Origin of the sequence: Sorangium sp. So ce394, assembly GCF_051474665.1 — a bacterium.
GTDB lineage: Bacteria > Myxococcota_A > Polyangia > Polyangiales > Polyangiaceae > Sorangium > Sorangium cellulosum_D.
On record NZ_CP150339.1, the window covers coordinates 4,233,969 to 4,248,758 of the forward strand.

Sequence of the window (14,790 nt, forward strand, 5' to 3'; positions counted from 1 at the left end):
CGGTTCATCGTGCCTGATTTCAAATACTCAATCGCGAACGTGCCCGACATCGATCAACGGTGGGCCAGCCTGCCGGGCGGAGGCAGCGCTTTCTGCGTGCCCACCTCGACCATGAACTGGATGTACTACATCGCCAGTCACGGCCGTCCCTCGGCGGTGATGTTCCCGCCTGCCGACCCCTCCGCGTCCTCGTCCACCCCGATGAACGTGCTGATGCTCAGCCTGTTCATGCTCACGCACCCGGAGCGCGGCACCTCCGGGAGATCCTGGCACCAGGGGCTCGACGCGTGGCTCAAGCATCGACAAGTTCCGGCGATAGCGCTGCTCTTCACCGTGGAAGACGACTCGTGGATCCTGTTCGACCGGCTGCAGCAATGCGCCGCCGCGGGGGGCCTGCTGACGATCGCGCGGGGGCGGTACTACAAAATCAACGGTGAATACTTTCGGGCGGGCGGCCACGCGCTCACGGTCGTCGGGCTGAGCTCCACCTCCGCGGGGAAGCAGATCGTCGTGCACGATCCTGCCCAGGACGATGGCGACCCGGAGGCCCAGTCCTACCCGAAGAAATCGACGGGGAAGCTCACGCCGACGTTCGGCAAGTTCGACGGGACCCTGGCGACGATGCTCCGCTGGGGGAGCTCGGAATCACCGTATGAGTTCATCGACCATGTCATGATCATCTTTCCGCTGTTCGCGGTCACGAACCTGAGCGGCGGCGCGCTCACCGTTTACTCGGCGAGCCTCACGAGCGACGCCGTCGAGGCGCGTGAGATCCCCACGCCGCTCTCCGCGGGCATCGCCGATCTCGCGATTCAGCCGGCGATGCGCGTCGCCGCGCTCGGCGAGGGGAGCGGCGACGTCGTGGCCGTCGATCTGATCAGCGGCGACTCGAGGCGGCTCGCGCGGCTGCCCGGCGCCCGCCGGCTGGCGCACGGCGGGCGGTCGCGCCGCCTGTTCGTCGCCCAGGACCGGCACGTCGTCGCGCTCGACGACCATGGCCAGGAGGTGAGCCGCGCCGCCCTGGACCGTCCCATCGACGCGCTCGCGTTCGACGCCGCGGAGAACCGGCTGATCGTCGCTTCGGTCTCCGCCGGGAAGCTCCTGCGCTTCAGCCCGGAGCTCCGCCATCACGGCTCACACGAGCTGCCGCACGTGCCCGGGCAGGGGCGGCTCTCCCTGACCGTCGACGAGGGCGACGGCGCGCTCCGCCTCACCCGCGCGGGCTCTCCGCACGTGGCGGAGCTCCAGGTTCACCCGACGGACCCGGGCGCGCCGGGCGTGAACCCGCTGCGCTCGGGCGGCGTCGTCCCCGCCGAGCGCGTGAAAGAGCGCGGCACCCTCCACGTCTCCGCGGCGGGGCGGATCGCGACGTTCGACCGCGACGGCAAGCGCGTGGAGGGCTCGCCGTTCAACGGCCTTCCGGCGGGCCCGCTCCTCGAGGTGGCGCGCAGCTCCTCGAACGCTGACCCCCGAAAGATGCGCAGGCCGGAGTGGCACAACAGCTGATCCTGGCTGCACGGAGCGCGGTCCGCGCCGCCGCTCACGCCCGCTCCGCCCCGCGGAGCCCGTAGCGCTCGATGAGCCGATAGACGAGCTGCCTCGACACCCCGATCGCGTCCGCGGTCCGCGAGACGTTGCCGCCGTGCTCGCGGAGCTTGGCCGCGATGTAACGGCGCTCGAAGTGCTCGACCACCGCATCTCGCGCCTCGTGGAGCTGCATCTGGAGCAGCGCGCTCAGGCCGTCCTCGGCCGTGCCGGCCGCCGGGGCCTCGGCGCGCTCCGCCGCGCTCGCCGGCGAGGGCGCCTCCGCGCGGCGCGCCGGCGGCGCGGCCTCGACCCTCGAGGGAGCCAGCGCGACCCCGAGCGCCTCCCGCGCGAGGTCGGGGAAGATCACGAGGCGGGAGACCATGTTTCGGAGCTCGCGGACGTTGCCTGGCCAGTCGTGCGACAGCAGCACATCCATCACGTTCGGGGGCAGATCCGACAGGGCGCGGGGGGGCGACTGGGCGGCCAGGAAGCGCTCCACGAGCGCCGGGATGTCGTCCTTGCGCTCGCGCAGGGCCGGCACCCGCACCTCGACGACGGCGAGACGATAATAGAGGTCCTGGCGGAACGTGCCCTCGGTGACGCGCGCCCGGAGGTCCCGGTGGGTGGCGGCGATGACGCGCGCGTCGAACGAGCGCCACTCGCTCGATCCCACCCGGCGGATCTGGCGCGCCTCGAGCGCGCGGAGGAGCTTCGGCTGCAGATCGAGCGGCAGCTCCCCGAGCTCGTCGATGAACAGCGTCCCGCCGTCCGCCTGCTCGAGCAGGCCCGCGTGCGGGGCCACGGCGCCCGTGAAGGCCCCGCGCGCGTGGCCGAAGAGCTCGGCCTCGACGAGGCTCGGGGCGACGGCGCTGCAATCGACGACCACGAGCGGCCCGTCCCTCCTCGGGCTCGCGGCGTGGATCGCCCTGGCGAGCACCTCCTTCCCCGTGCCGGACTCGCCGAGGAGGAGGATCGTCTCCGAGGTGGCCGCGGCGCGCTCGAGCTGGGCGAAGAGCGCGCGCATGACGACGCTCCTGCCGATGGCCTCGCCGAAGCGCTCGGAGGCCGACAGGCGGACGAGCGACGGGGCGCCCTCGAGCGCGATGGACAGGCGCGTGCTCCCGATCGTCGCGATCGCGCCGACCGGCAGGATCGCCTCCATCACGGGGATTTCGCCGATGAACGTGCCGTTCTTGCTCCCGAGATCGCGCAGGACGACGCCCCGCCGGGTGAGCTTCAGCTCGCAGTGCCTGCGCGACACCCGCGCGTCGGGGACGACCAGATCGCACTCCGGGCCCGTGCCGACGACCATCAGGTCCATGGTGAGGCGCGCTTCGCGGGTGACGTTGTGCGGGAGCGTCGCGATCACCTGCGCCGACGGCAGGACGATCGAGCTCTCCTCGCCGTCGGTCAGGGTGCAGATCTTCGTGTCGTCCCCGCCCATGAACGCGGGGCCATGTTCGCGCGTCCCCCCCGCGCGTCAAGGTTCGGAGCTCGATGCACGCCGCACGTGGCGCGAGCGGCCGGGGTTGACGCCCGCCAGGCGATTGCTTCTCTTCGAGAGCACGCCATGAGGGGTGCATCGGTGAGCGGCGGGTCGAGAATCGCACGGCGGACGGGGGCCGCGCTGGCCCTCCTCGCGCTGCTGCCCGGCTGTTACATCGACCTCGACGGCCTGACCGGCGGGGGAGTCGGCGGCGGGGGCGGCCAGGGTGCCGGCGGCGGGGGCCTGGCCGGCCCCGACGCCGGCGACCCGGGGCGCTGCGCGCCGGCGGACTGCGATGGCCCGTGCGTGGTCGCCGCGGCCGAGGAGGCCGGCGGCCCTGCGGCGATCGCCGCGGCCGGGCCGTACGTGGTGTGGACGAGCCGCGCGGGCGATCGTCTCCGCCGCCTCGACCCGGCGACGGGCGCGGTGGAGGATCTCGTGTCGTCCATGCCGTCGCCGGGCCTGCTGGCGGCCTCTGGCGAGCTCGTCGTCTGGGTCGCCGCCAACGGGCTCTGGCGGTGCGCGGTCGACGATTGCGCGGCGGGGGCGACCTCGCTCCTCGCCTTCGGCGCGGGCGAGGCCGACGCCGTGCGCGGCCTGGCGACGGATGGGCGGCACGTCTACTGGACGCGCGACGAGCCGAGCGGCACCGCCGGCGAGCTCTTGCGCTGCCCTGTCGCCGAGGGCTGCGGCGCGGCCCCGGAGCTGCTCGCGCCGAGCCAGTCGCACCCGCGCGGCGTGGCGGTCGCCCCGGGCGACGCGGGGAGCGTCGTCTGGGTCCAGCGCGGCACGGGCGCCGATTTCGGCCGGGTGCTCGGCCTCGACAAGGGCGCTCCGTCCGGCGCCGTCGCGGCGCAGATCGCGGTGCTGCTCGACTATCCGGACCGGATCGCGCTCGGCGACGCGGAGGTGCTCTGGACCTGGGCCCACCCGGACGGGACCTCGGGCGGCGTCTCCCGTTGCGGCCTCGTGGCGTCGTGCGCCGCGGCGGAGCTCGCGCCGCAGGCCGAGCCGTCGCGGCCGCTGCGCGAGCCCGCGGCGCTCGTGGTCGACGGCGCCGACGCGTACTGGGCGGACCGAGGCGGGGGCACGGTGATGCGCTGTCCGACCGCGGGCTGCCCCGGCTATCCCGAGGTGCTCGCCGAGGGGCTGACGCGCCCCGCGGCCGTGGCGGTGCAGGGCGCCTGCGTCTACGCCATCGACGAGGCCGGCGGCGGCCGCGTGGTGCGCGTGGCGCGGTAGCGCCGTGTTGACCGGGCGCATCGCTGGTTGCATGAGAGAAGGAACCACGGAGGCGCGGAGGACATGAGCCAGTTCGACCACCGATCGGGGCAATCCATCGAGATAGATGGGGCGAGCATCTATTACGAGATCGTCGGCCCGGACGACGGTCCGGCGCTCCTCTTGCTCCACGGCGGCTTCGGCGACATGGAGGACTTCAATGGGCTGCTGCCGGAGTTGACCCGGAGGTACAGGGTCATCGGCGTCGACAGCCGCGGGCACGGGAGGTCGACGCTCGGCGAGGTCCCCTTGACGTACCAGCGCCTCCAGGAGGACGCGGAGCGGATCGTCGACCGGCTGAAGCTCGACGGGTACAGCGTCATCGGCTTCAGCGACGGAGGCATCGTGGCGTACAGGATGGCCTCCCGGGGGGGCGTCGGCCATCGAGCGCGTGGTGGCGATAGGCGCCCAGGGCGACCTGCCGGAGGACGATCCGGTGCGAGGGATCCTGGCGAAGGTCACGCCGGAGAGCTGGCGCGAGCGGTTCCCTTCCACCTACGACAGTTACCAGCGGCTGAATCCGGCGCCGAATTTCGACGCATTTGCCCGGGCGGTCGTCGCGATGTGGCTCGACGCGGGCCCATCCGGGCACCCGAACGACGCGGTCGAGAGGATCGGTTGCAAGGTGCTCATCGTGCGCGGAGAGAACGATCACCTCGCGCCGAGAGACGCTATCGACAGGCTGGCGAAGCGAATCCCGGATGCGAGGGTGCTGGAGATCCCGGGCGCCGGGCACGTCGCATTCCAGGACCAGCCGGAGCTGTTCCTGCGCGGCGTGGGTGAGTTCCTCGCGTGAGGGGGGCTTCCGGCGACCCGGCGCCCGGATGGCCGTCGCAACCGACCGCGAATGCCGTGCGGGGACATCGCAGCGCATCGTCGGATCGAGGTCCTCGCTGAAGCAGGTGTGCGCGGCCGGGATCGGTGTAGTATTCGAGCATGGCAAGGACGGCTCCGGTACCCAACATACCTGCAATACCCGGGATGAACCCTGGCGTCTTCGTGATGGGGGGAGGCGGTGGCGGTGGCGGCGGCGGGGGGCGTGGAGGCCGCGGCGGCAAGGCTAGGCAGGGCGCCGGCGGCAAGAACGGTGGCCGCCGGGCCCGGGGAGGCGGCAGAAACGCACGATCATGCGGGCCGGGTAGCGGCGGCGGTTGTTCCAACCCGGTCCACGGGCGCCGCGGAACCCACGCGGGGGACCCCATCGATCCCGTTACCGGTCGCGCCTATACGATCGCGGTCGCGGATCTTTCGCTCCCCGGACCGCTGCCGCTCGTTCTGGAGCGCGCCTACTCGAGCTCGGCTGCGGACGAGGACGTCGGCCTCGGGGCCGGGTGGAAGCATTCGCTCGCGTGGTCGATCATCGAGACCCGTTCGGAGATCCGAGTCATTGAGCCGTTCGGCGTTCCCACCATCGTCGAGAAGCCAGACCTCGGCGAGACGCTCCCCTTGCCGTGCGGGCGGCTCCGACGGCTCGAGCACGGGTACGTGCTCGAGCGAGACGATGACCTCTATATCTTTCGCCTGGAAGACGCCCGCGACAGACACTTTCGTCTCTCGCGCATCACGGATGCGAACGGCTCCGCTATCGAGCTCCTCTATGGCGATGCTGGCCTTTCGGCCGTGGTCGACAGCGCAGGTAGGCTGGTTCGCGTCCGTCGGAACGCGGTGGGCCGGATCGCGGCGTTTGAGGTCAAAAACGCCAAGTCGCAAGGACAATGGGTCGCCTTCCGGCACTATGTTTACGACGACGCTGGCAACCTGGCCGCCGCGATCGACGCCCGCGGCTACGCCGAACGGTTCGCCTACGACGAGGAGCACCGCCTGCTCTCCCGCCTCACGGCCGCCGGCTTGAGCACCGAGCTCCGGTACGACGGCGAAGGCCGGTGCGTCGAGAGTTGGTGTCACCGAGTCCGCGGCGAAACGGGCCTCGCTCCGGATATCTCCGCGACGCTCGCGGACGGGAGCACGCAAGCGAAGGGCTTCCTGCACGTCAAGGTCGACTACTACGACGACTTCTGCGAGGTCATTGCGTCGCGAACGATACGACGCATTCACGGCAACGATCTCGGGATGACTGATAAGGTCGTCTCGGGCGGCGGTGTCCACACCCAGGTGTTCGACGACCTGGGACAGCTCGTGTCGTACACCGACGCGAACGGCGGCGAATGGCGGTGGGAGCGGGACGCCCGTGGCCTCCTCGTGCGCACGGTGAACCCACTAGGCCACACGAACGAGTATGAATACGACGAGCGCGGTTTCCTCGTGCAGGCGTGGGACGCCCTCGGCGGGTTTGCACGCTATACCCGAGACGAGCGAGGGAACGTCCTATCAATCGACGACGATGCGGGGAGCGTCGCCTTACTCCGATACGACCCGCGCGGTCTCCTCGTCGAGGCGACGCTTCCCAACGGAGGGACGACGACGCTCACGTATGACGAGCAGGGGAACCGCATCGCGATCGTGGAGCCGGACGGAGCCGCCAGACGAATTCATTACGATTACCTTGGCCGTGTCCTGTGCATCGTCGATGAGCGCGGGATGGGGACGTGGCTCAGCTACGACGAGTGCGGAAATCTACGTGGCGTACGCGGGCCGACGGGCGACGTGGCGTTCTACGAGTACGACGAGGACGGCGAGCTTGTCCGTATCACCGATCAAGATGGTCGCTCGACGACGCTCGTGCGCGGCGGCTTCAACGTCGTGATAGGTGTGGTCCGCCCTGACGGGACGATGGTCCGCTACTTTTACGATCGAGAGCAGGAGCTCGTGCGCATCGTCAACGAAGTGGGGGACGAGCACCGGCTCGATCGCAATAACGAAGGTCGGATTGTCGAGGAGCATACGTTCGACGGGCGCAACGTGAGCTACCGCTATGATTACCAGGGGCGGGTCACGCGGATCGACTATGGTGAAGGCGATTTTGTGGAGCTCGAGTACGACGTGCTCGGTCGGCTCATCACGCGGAGCTACTCCGACGATCGCGTCGACCGTTTCGAGTATGATGCGGCAGGTCGTCTCACCTCCGCCGAGAACAACGATGTCGCTTGCGCCTACACATACAACCCACGCGGCGATGTCACGCGACAGACGACCACCTACGCCGGGGATGTCCACCTCGTGGACTCGACCTTCGACGCGCTCGGCGCACGCACCGGGATGACCAGCAAGTGGAGCCGGCGGCAGACCGGCGCTGTGCCGGCAGCGGAGCTGGAGATCCGTTTGACCCGGGATGTAGTGGGTCGAGCGCTTCAGGTGTGGCATGGCCCGACAACACCGATAGAACTCCGTTATGATCCTCATGGCACGGAGAGCTTGCGGTTGCTGCCCCACGGGGGCCGCATCGAGACGGAGATCGGGCAGGATCGTTCGCTCTCGCGCGTCACTGTGCGACGGCCCTCGAGCGATCGGGCCGTACGGCCGGGAGAACCGGTGTGGGTCGGCTCGTTGCAGGGCGAGGAGACGCTGCGCCGCTCGTTCGCCTGGTCTCCGGGGGGGCACCTCCTCTGGGTGGACGATGCGGGGGCCGGCCGAACCGAGATGAGCTACGACGCGAACGGCCGCGTGCTGGCGGAAAGGCTGAGCAAGGGCGACCCGACTGTGTTCCGCTACGGGCCGAGCGGCGATCTCGATGAGCCGACATCGTCGGGGACAAGGCGTCGTTACGGTAAGGGTGGTCGCCTACTGGAGCGTGACGGCGTCGTGATGCGGTATGACGGGCGCGGTAGGCTTATCAAAAAGTGCGTTCGTGGTCCCTCTGGCACGACGTCCGAGTGGACGTTCTCCTGGGCGGCGAGTGGTCTACTTTCGTCCGTGGTGAGCCCCGGAGGGGAGCGCACGGAGTTCGTCTACGATCCGTTCGGCCGGCGGATCGAGAAGCGTACGCGGAAGGGCAACGAAATCGTCTCGAGAACGAGCTATGCGTGGGATGGAGAGGTCGTGCTGCGCTCGGCAGAGGAGCGCCTCGCCGAGACCGGAGCGGTGGTCTGTCAGACGCGCGATTATCTGCAGCTCCCGGACAGCCTGGTTCCTCTCGCGCAGCGCGTATGCACCGACCATCAGGACGCGCGCTGGGAGTACTTCCTCTCGAATTACACGACGCTGCAGCCGGAGGCTTTGCTCGACGGCAACGGCGAGGTGCTCGCGCGCATCGGGGCGTCGCTCCACGGGAAGGTAGACCCAGCGAAAGGCCATCTGACCGATATCCGGTTGCCCGGGCAGGTCGCCGACAGCGAGACGGGCCTCCACTATAACCGATATCGTTACTATGATCCTGACGCAGGCGTCTTCATCAGCCCTGAACCGATCGGTCTCGAGGGAAGCCTCCTCACGTATGCGTACGCGGACAACATGCCGCTCCGTGGCGTCGATCCCGACGGCCTGGCCGTCGTCCGATCCACCGTGAGGGGTGTGGGCGGAGACGGGCGGCCGATCTCGACATCAGTCGACGCGAACGGCTCCAACGTGAATCGGCCGCTGCACCCGGCCGTAGCCGCCGCGCTACCAGCTCACAACGCCCGTGGACGTTACCAGAGCACAGGGATGGAGCATCCCATCACGCAGTGCGGTGATCCGCACGCGTTCAGCGATTACATCCGTGCGTGGGAGAACAGCCACACCCCGCCGCGACGATGCGACCCGGCGACTGCGCGCGGCCGGCGCAACCTGCGTGACGCTCTGCGGAGCGTAGATTCGTTCGAATCCAACCAGATCGGCAAAGGGGCGGGGCCCCGCGCTCCATGCCCGAACTGCTCGCAGACCATCTCGCGTTTGCATGCGCTCGCCGGGCTGCCTCCGCCCCGTTCACAGCGGATCGGCCCCATGCAGCCGGGACAACGCGTCGCCCCGCGAGGTCAGCGGGCGACCAGGGGCACCTACGAAGACCCGCAGGGGGACTCGGATCTCGCCGCCGTGATGCGCGGCGGGCCGGGCGCCGATCCTCGCCAGCCGAACCGAGCTAGGTACGAGGAAGCGGTCCGGCAGATGGGCTGGCAGAGCCCCGGCCGCGCGGAGAACATCCCCGAGGCGGGCGCATATCGCTACGATAACCCGAGCCCACGGCGCAACAGCCAGGGGCGGTGGCGGCGCGTATGATCCAACTCTCCGAACAGACATCGGCCTATCTCCTCCATGTTCCGACGGTGACGGCCCGGGCGCCCGATGCTGCCAGGGCCGCGCTTCCAGAAGTCGCGCGCTCTCTTGAGGCCGCACTGTACGAGGCGACCGGGAAGCGGGGTATTCCCGTGCTCGCTGGCTGGGTGCTCGGCCATGCCGCGGCGAGCGCCTTGATGAAGCGGCCCGATCCTGCGACCCGAGATCGCGTCATCATCGCCGAGAACCCGCTGCGCTGCGCGATCTTCCTCGATCGGAACGGTCGCGCGCTCTCGTCGGAGCATCCGCCTCGGGTGCTCGCTGACGATCCGGCGTCGCTCGTCGACCGACTCGTTGCTCTGGACTCCTTCAGGGATCCTGCGTTCTCTCTCGTCGCCCTTGGACGGTGGGGAAAAGCCCTGGGGCGTGAGCTCGGCATCCCGCCGATCGGCCGATCCATGGGACAAGATCTCTGGATCGCCACGGGGCGCGCGTTGATCGAAGAGCAATGGAGCGAGACGACGGTCGCGTGTGTCGCCGCGGACGACGTGGCGCGCTGCCTCCGGTTCGCCGCTCGGAAAGACATCGCCGTGTGCTTCTCCGCCTCGCAACCAGAGACCGCGCCGCCTTCGCTCCTCGCGGACGAGGCTGCTGGCCTGGTATCGATCTATGTACGGGAGGAGCATGGACGCACCGCCAGGATAGATGCGCGGCCGACGGGAGCAGGCTTCGTCCAGCGCCTCGAGAGGTACGGCGACGTCATCGAGCGCCGCGAGATCGCCCCACGTCGTGTGACCGTCACGTCGTCGCCCGTCCTGAAAGGCGGCTCACCAAGGCTCGCCCGCTACGCCGTGTCAGCGCCGCTCGGCCGGGCAGCGAGCCTCACCTCCGTGGAAGGCCTCTCGACGTATCTTGCTGAGATGGGCTGCCGCGGCTGGGATGTGTTGCTGCACGTCGAGGCGCACTTCGGCGGCCTCATCCAGGAGCCGCTGTGGCCGGGCCCGCCGAGGATGCGGCTCGGGCCCTGGCTGGCGGTGAGGCTCGCGGAGGAGCTCGAGGCCGAGGGGCGGGGAGACAGCCCCGACACCGAGGAGTTGCCGCGTGCTTTCCCGTTCCTGCGGTGGGGCGAGCACGAGCTCTGTCTCATCGGCACACTCGATCAGGATCAAGACATCTCCATCGATCCGCGCGGCTTCGTATTCCTGGGTGATCGCGAGATCGGCCGGCTGTCATGCCTGGCGCAGTCGGTGCTCGGGATGCTGGAGAAGACGGCCCTCGTGGATGAGCGCGCGAACGGCTGGGGCAGGCTCGCTGCGCTCATCGTGGACCGCGACCTCGGTGGCGACTTCGCGGAGCAGGCGGGCACGACGCGCGTCGATGAGGCATCGGACGTAGTGAGCGCGCACCACGTGGGCGAGCTGTCATGGATCCACCGCGTGTCGGAGCTGGGCCCTAACCGGGCAGAAACCCGGATCGTGGCGAGGACATCGGAAGAGCTCGTGCGGCTCGCCCGGCTCGCTCGCGAGCTCGCGCCTGAAGCCCAGCTGCGCGTCGTGACGTCCAGCCTCGAAGGACAGCCTCGCATCGCAGCGCTCCATGCGGCGGGCCTGCGGGATGTGACATCCATCCACTGAGAGAGCGCTTGCGGGATGCTTTGCGCATCGTGTCGCGGCGCGAGCGCGCCGGATCGCATCGGTTCCACGCCGCTCGCCCGGCTCGAGCGGAGCCGCACGACCCGGCTTTGGCCCCCTTCACGGCAACGCCGCGCCCGCCGCCGCACTGCGCGCTGGCGCGCGTCGTCGCAGCGGGGTCACGGACAGCGCGGCGCCGTGTACTCTCCGCTCGGGTTGCCGCCCATGAGCGCCGCGTCGGTGGTCACGCGGAACCGCACCTCGGCGCTGTCGATCGCGAGGATCTCGAGCGTGCCCGAGCCGAAGAGCGTGCCGCCGCCCATCGGACAGTCGTCCGGCGCCGGAGAGTAGGGCGCGCCCGTCTCGAAGACCGTCGCGTGGAGCGCGAAATCGTCGAGATCGTAGACGCCGACCTGCTGGTAGGCGATCGGCAGGACGAGGCGCAGCTGCCAGTGCTCACCGCAGGGGAGGGACCTGGGATAGACGTCGCAGGACTCGCCCATGTCCGAGATGTGGAGCATGAGGTCGTTGGGATCCTGGTCGGGCTGCCCGCCGGCCGCCGCGGTCGAGACCACGCTGCCGGTCTCGTTCATGATCTGATCGTAATACGCCTGCATGAGGGCTTCGCGCTGCGCGCGCGTCATCGCGACGGCCGCCGACAGCGGGCCCGAATCGCCACCCCCGCCGCCGCCCGCGCCGCCGGTGCCTGGCGGCCCCGGCGGATCGTTCGAATCCGGCGGATCGTGCGCGCCGCCGTTGAAGACGTCGGAGATATCGACCGAGCCGCCGTCCCAGAAAGCAGGGTCGCAGGCGGTCAGCACGAGCGGAATCAAAGCGACAAAGACCGATCTGTTATTCATGGCTGTACCGACCATGCAGCTCCGGTGCCAGGGCGGGAGAATGCGAAAAGCGTTGCTCGCGACGATTCAGGCGCTCGGCGCACGATAGCGCCGAGTGCCAGATTGTGCCGTGGCACATCCGAGGGAGCTCGATGGCCCAAGGGCCGCATGGCAGCCGGCCAGCGGGCCTTGGTCGCCGGCTCCGCTGCCATGCGTCGAGCTCGGCGGGCGGGACATCGTTCCGGACGTTCTGTATTCTCCTCCCAGGACACGCCGTAAGGAAGACCGCCATGTCGCAACGTTGGAAGATCGCGGCCGTGCCGCTCGCCTTTGCGCTCCTCGACGCCGGCTGCGCCGACCCTGGGCAGGACGCCTCGCCCGGCGCCACGGGCGGCGGATCCAGCCCGGTGAGCTCCGCGTCCACCTCGACCGGCGGGGCCTTGTCGAGCGAGGCCAGCAGCGCCTCGACAGGCCAGCCGCCCGGCGATCCGGTCGAGGTCGACTGCCGCACGCCGGGGGACGGGAAGTCCACGCTGGCCTTCGTCAACCGGTGCGACAAGCCGCTCCAGTTCCTGGGCAGCCTCATCGAGGGCGGGGAGCTCGGCCCCGGGCAGTTCGCGTGCCGCGACGTCGGCACCAGCGAGGAGCCGCTGTCGTCGCTGCGCTACTGGGCGTATGCCGGGGCGGACCCGGGCGGCGGCCGACACACGCTGGCCGAGATGACCCTCAACACCGATTTCAACGATTTCGACTGGTACAACATCAGCCACGTGGATGCGCACAACCTCCCGCTGGCGATCGTGCCCGTCGGCCTGCCGGACTGCCGGACGCTGTCGTGTCCGGAGAGCCTGCTCGCGGGGTGCCCGGAGGCGGGCCGCTACGAGGACGCGAGCGGCGCGACGATCTCCTGCGTGAGCCCCGACCGGGACGATCCCACGAACCCCGTGGCCGTGTACTTCGAAGAGCGATGCAAGGATGCCTATTCCTGGTCGGGCGACGACCAGGAGTCGATGGCCGCCTGCGCGGGGGAAGACTACGACATCGTGTTCTGCCCTTGACCTGCTCCCTCGCATTCCCGCATCAGGTCAATCGCCGCGGCATCACGGAACAGGGGATCCCCGGGCGCGGTCCTCCGTGCTAGGTCAGCCGCGTGGCCACCAAGGACCGCCGCGCCCACAAGCAAGCTCCGGAGGTCGGCCGCCGCCTCCCGGTGGCCCCGGGGCCTCGCCGGGGGCGGCGAGAGCCCGCGGCGCTCCCCGAGACGATCTCCTGGTGGGCCGCGTTCTACCGGGTCATTCGCCGGATCCCCGCGGGGCGGGTGTGCACGTACGGCGCGGTCGCCGCGATGGCCGGGCACCCCCGCGCGGCGCGCCACGTCGGGTATGCCCTCGCCGCGCTCAAGGAGACCGGCGACGGCGCGGGCGTGCCGTGGCAGCGCGTGCTCGGGAGCCGCCCGCGCCATCGCGCGGCCGTCACCATCAAGGATCCGGTGGGCGGCGCGCTCCAGCGCATGCTGCTCGAGGCCGAGGGCGTCGAGTTCGACGATCGCGGCAACGTGTCGCTCGATCGCTTCGGGTGGTTCCGGAGCACGCCCGCCGCCGCGCCCGCGAAGAAGGCCCGCGGCGCGGCGCCCCGGAAGCGGCGATCGTGAGGCCGCTGCTCCTTGCCATGCGTCTCCTGCCGCTGGCTCGGTCCGGTTCCGTGAGCCGCTCTCACGAGCGCCGCAGCCGGGAAGCAGAGCGGCCCGTCACAGCGTGCGACAAGCGAGATGGACGGCGCGCACGAGGGTGTCGGCTTCTCCGGTGATCTTGGCGACGGCGGTCCCCTTCGGGCACTTGACCCCGAAACCGTCGGCCTGGACGGGGCCGATGCCAGGGCCGACATTGAGGTTCATGTCGTCCACCTTCCACGCTTCGATGGTCTGGCACAGCAGCTCGACCCGGTAAACCCGGTTGTCGTCGACCCAGATGTTCATCCCGACCATGACCTGGCTCGCAGGGCAGATCACGCTGCCGGGCGACCCGCCGTCGCCGCCGGCGGTCAGGGTCTGAAAGGGGGTGCCCAGGGTGCCGTCGCTCGCGAGCGGAGCGCACATCAGGCCGATGCTGTCGAGCGAGCCGCCGCTCCGGCCGTGGACGCCGACAGCGACATTGCCGCCCCCACAGTTGATGTCGTAAGAGATGTCGCCGGCGCCGCCGGCGCCGCCATCGCCGCCGGTGCCGCCATCGCCGCCCGTGCCGCCGGTGCCGCTGGCGCCCGTGCCGCCATCGCCGCCCGTGCCGCCGGCGCCGCCATCGCCGCCCGTGCCGCCGGCGCCGCCGCTGCCCGCCTCACCTCCGGCCGTACCGCTGCCGCTGCCGGCCGCGCCGCCGCCCGTCGCGTCGGCGGTGCCCGAGAAGTCGAGCTCGTCGACCCCCGAGATCGCGTTGCATGCCGCGATCCCGCACGCGAGGGCGAGCGCCGCGGCCATCACCATCGCGCGTGGCTCCGTCGTCCGGACTGCTGCGTGCTCTCTCATCAGAAGCTCCCGTGGAGGGTGACCTGGCCGGCCCGGAGCTCGCCGGCCGTCGTGCCGGGCGGTCAGCGACCAGGGCGTCCAGGACAACCGGCCCAACCATACCTGCGAGGGGGGGCCAGCGTCATCGAAAAATGCGCGCCTCCATGGACGTTACAAAAATCGTCAGGTGGCGCGTCGACTCGATCACGGAAGCCACCCGCTCCGGCAACGAGGTGTGTGAGAGGAAACGGGACGCCGGGAGCGCGGCGGTGCGCCTTCGCCATGCACACTTCTTCGTATCGACATCGAACCTTCCGTGAGGGCGCGTTGCGTGTGTTCGCTCGGGCATGAGGCGCCGAGACGGCTGCATCCGCAACGACCTACGCCGCGCGCGAGCGCTCGATGAAACCGCGTGAACCCTTCTGACGATGATGGCCGAGG

The 14,790-nt window shown here is 70.1% G+C and carries 10 protein-coding genes and 1 pseudogene; 8 read left to right on the forward strand and 3 right to left on the reverse strand.

The features are described from left to right. Positions 1-9 precede the first annotated feature (9 nt). Positions 10-1,506, forward strand: a complete 1,497-nt coding sequence (locus tag WMF33_RS15700) for a hypothetical protein (RefSeq protein ID WP_437337888.1) — start codon at positions 10-12, stop codon at positions 1,504-1,506. 34 nt (positions 1,507-1,540) lie between these two features. Here WMF33_RS15700 and WMF33_RS15705 read toward each other — a convergent pair whose 3' ends face one another. After that, complete coding sequence (locus WMF33_RS15705; RefSeq protein ID WP_437337889.1) at positions 1,541-2,971, reverse strand: sigma 54-interacting transcriptional regulator; 1,431 nt, start codon at positions 2,969-2,971, stop codon at positions 1,541-1,543. Between the two features lie 126 nt (positions 2,972-3,097). Here WMF33_RS15705 and WMF33_RS15710 point away from each other — a divergent pair, with 126 nt between their 5' ends. From WMF33_RS15710 to WMF33_RS15730, 5 genes and pseudogenes are all read left to right on the forward strand, one after another. After that, positions 3,098-4,255: a hypothetical protein gene (locus tag WMF33_RS15710; protein ID WP_437337890.1), complete on the forward strand. Its 1,158-nt coding sequence runs from the start codon at positions 3,098-3,100 to the stop codon at positions 4,253-4,255. Between the two features lie 186 nt (positions 4,256-4,441). Then, positions 4,442-4,603: pseudogene (locus WMF33_RS15715) on the forward strand (alpha/beta fold hydrolase); the annotation flags it as partial. Positions 4,604-4,688: 85 nt separating this feature from the next. After that, entirely contained in the window at positions 4,689-5,090 is a 402-nt protein-coding gene (locus WMF33_RS15720; protein WP_437337891.1) for an alpha/beta fold hydrolase, read from the forward strand. A gap of 185 nt (positions 5,091-5,275) precedes the next feature. Further along, positions 5,276-9,385 carry an RHS repeat-associated core domain-containing protein gene (locus WMF33_RS15725; protein WP_437337892.1) on the forward strand — a complete coding sequence of 1,370 codons (4,110 nt, stop codon included), beginning with the start codon at positions 5,276-5,278 and terminating at the stop codon, positions 9,383-9,385. After that, on the forward strand, positions 9,382-11,016 hold the full coding sequence (locus WMF33_RS15730; RefSeq protein ID WP_437337893.1) for a hypothetical protein: 1,635 nt from the start codon (positions 9,382-9,384) through the stop codon (positions 11,014-11,016). The genes WMF33_RS15725 and WMF33_RS15730 overlap by 4 nt, the downstream gene beginning before the upstream one ends. Before the next feature lie 176 nt (positions 11,017-11,192). Here the strand turns inward: WMF33_RS15730 and WMF33_RS15735 are convergent, their stop codons facing one another. Continuing rightward, complete coding sequence (locus WMF33_RS15735) at positions 11,193-11,873, reverse strand: hypothetical protein (RefSeq protein WP_437337894.1); 681 nt, start codon at positions 11,871-11,873, stop codon at positions 11,193-11,195. A 269-nt stretch (positions 11,874-12,142) separates the two neighbouring features. On the opposite strand from WMF33_RS15735, the gene WMF33_RS15740 reads away from it, so the two are divergent. Both WMF33_RS15740 and WMF33_RS15745 read left to right on the forward strand, forming a co-directional pair. Beyond that, the gene (locus WMF33_RS15740) at positions 12,143-12,910 is read left to right on the forward strand and encodes a thaumatin family protein (RefSeq protein ID WP_437337895.1); all 768 of its coding nucleotides are present in this window, start codon (positions 12,143-12,145) and stop codon (positions 12,908-12,910) included. Positions 12,911-13,002: 92 nt separating this feature from the next. Beyond that, positions 13,003-13,503: an MGMT family protein gene (locus WMF33_RS15745; RefSeq protein WP_437337896.1), complete on the forward strand. Its 501-nt coding sequence runs from the start codon at positions 13,003-13,005 to the stop codon at positions 13,501-13,503. A 96-nt stretch (positions 13,504-13,599) separates the two neighbouring features. Here WMF33_RS15745 and WMF33_RS15750 read toward each other — a convergent pair whose 3' ends face one another. Beyond that, on the reverse strand, positions 13,600-14,370 hold the full coding sequence (locus tag WMF33_RS15750) for a hypothetical protein (protein ID WP_437337897.1): 771 nt from the start codon (positions 14,368-14,370) through the stop codon (positions 13,600-13,602). Positions 14,371-14,790: the final 420 nt, after the last annotated feature.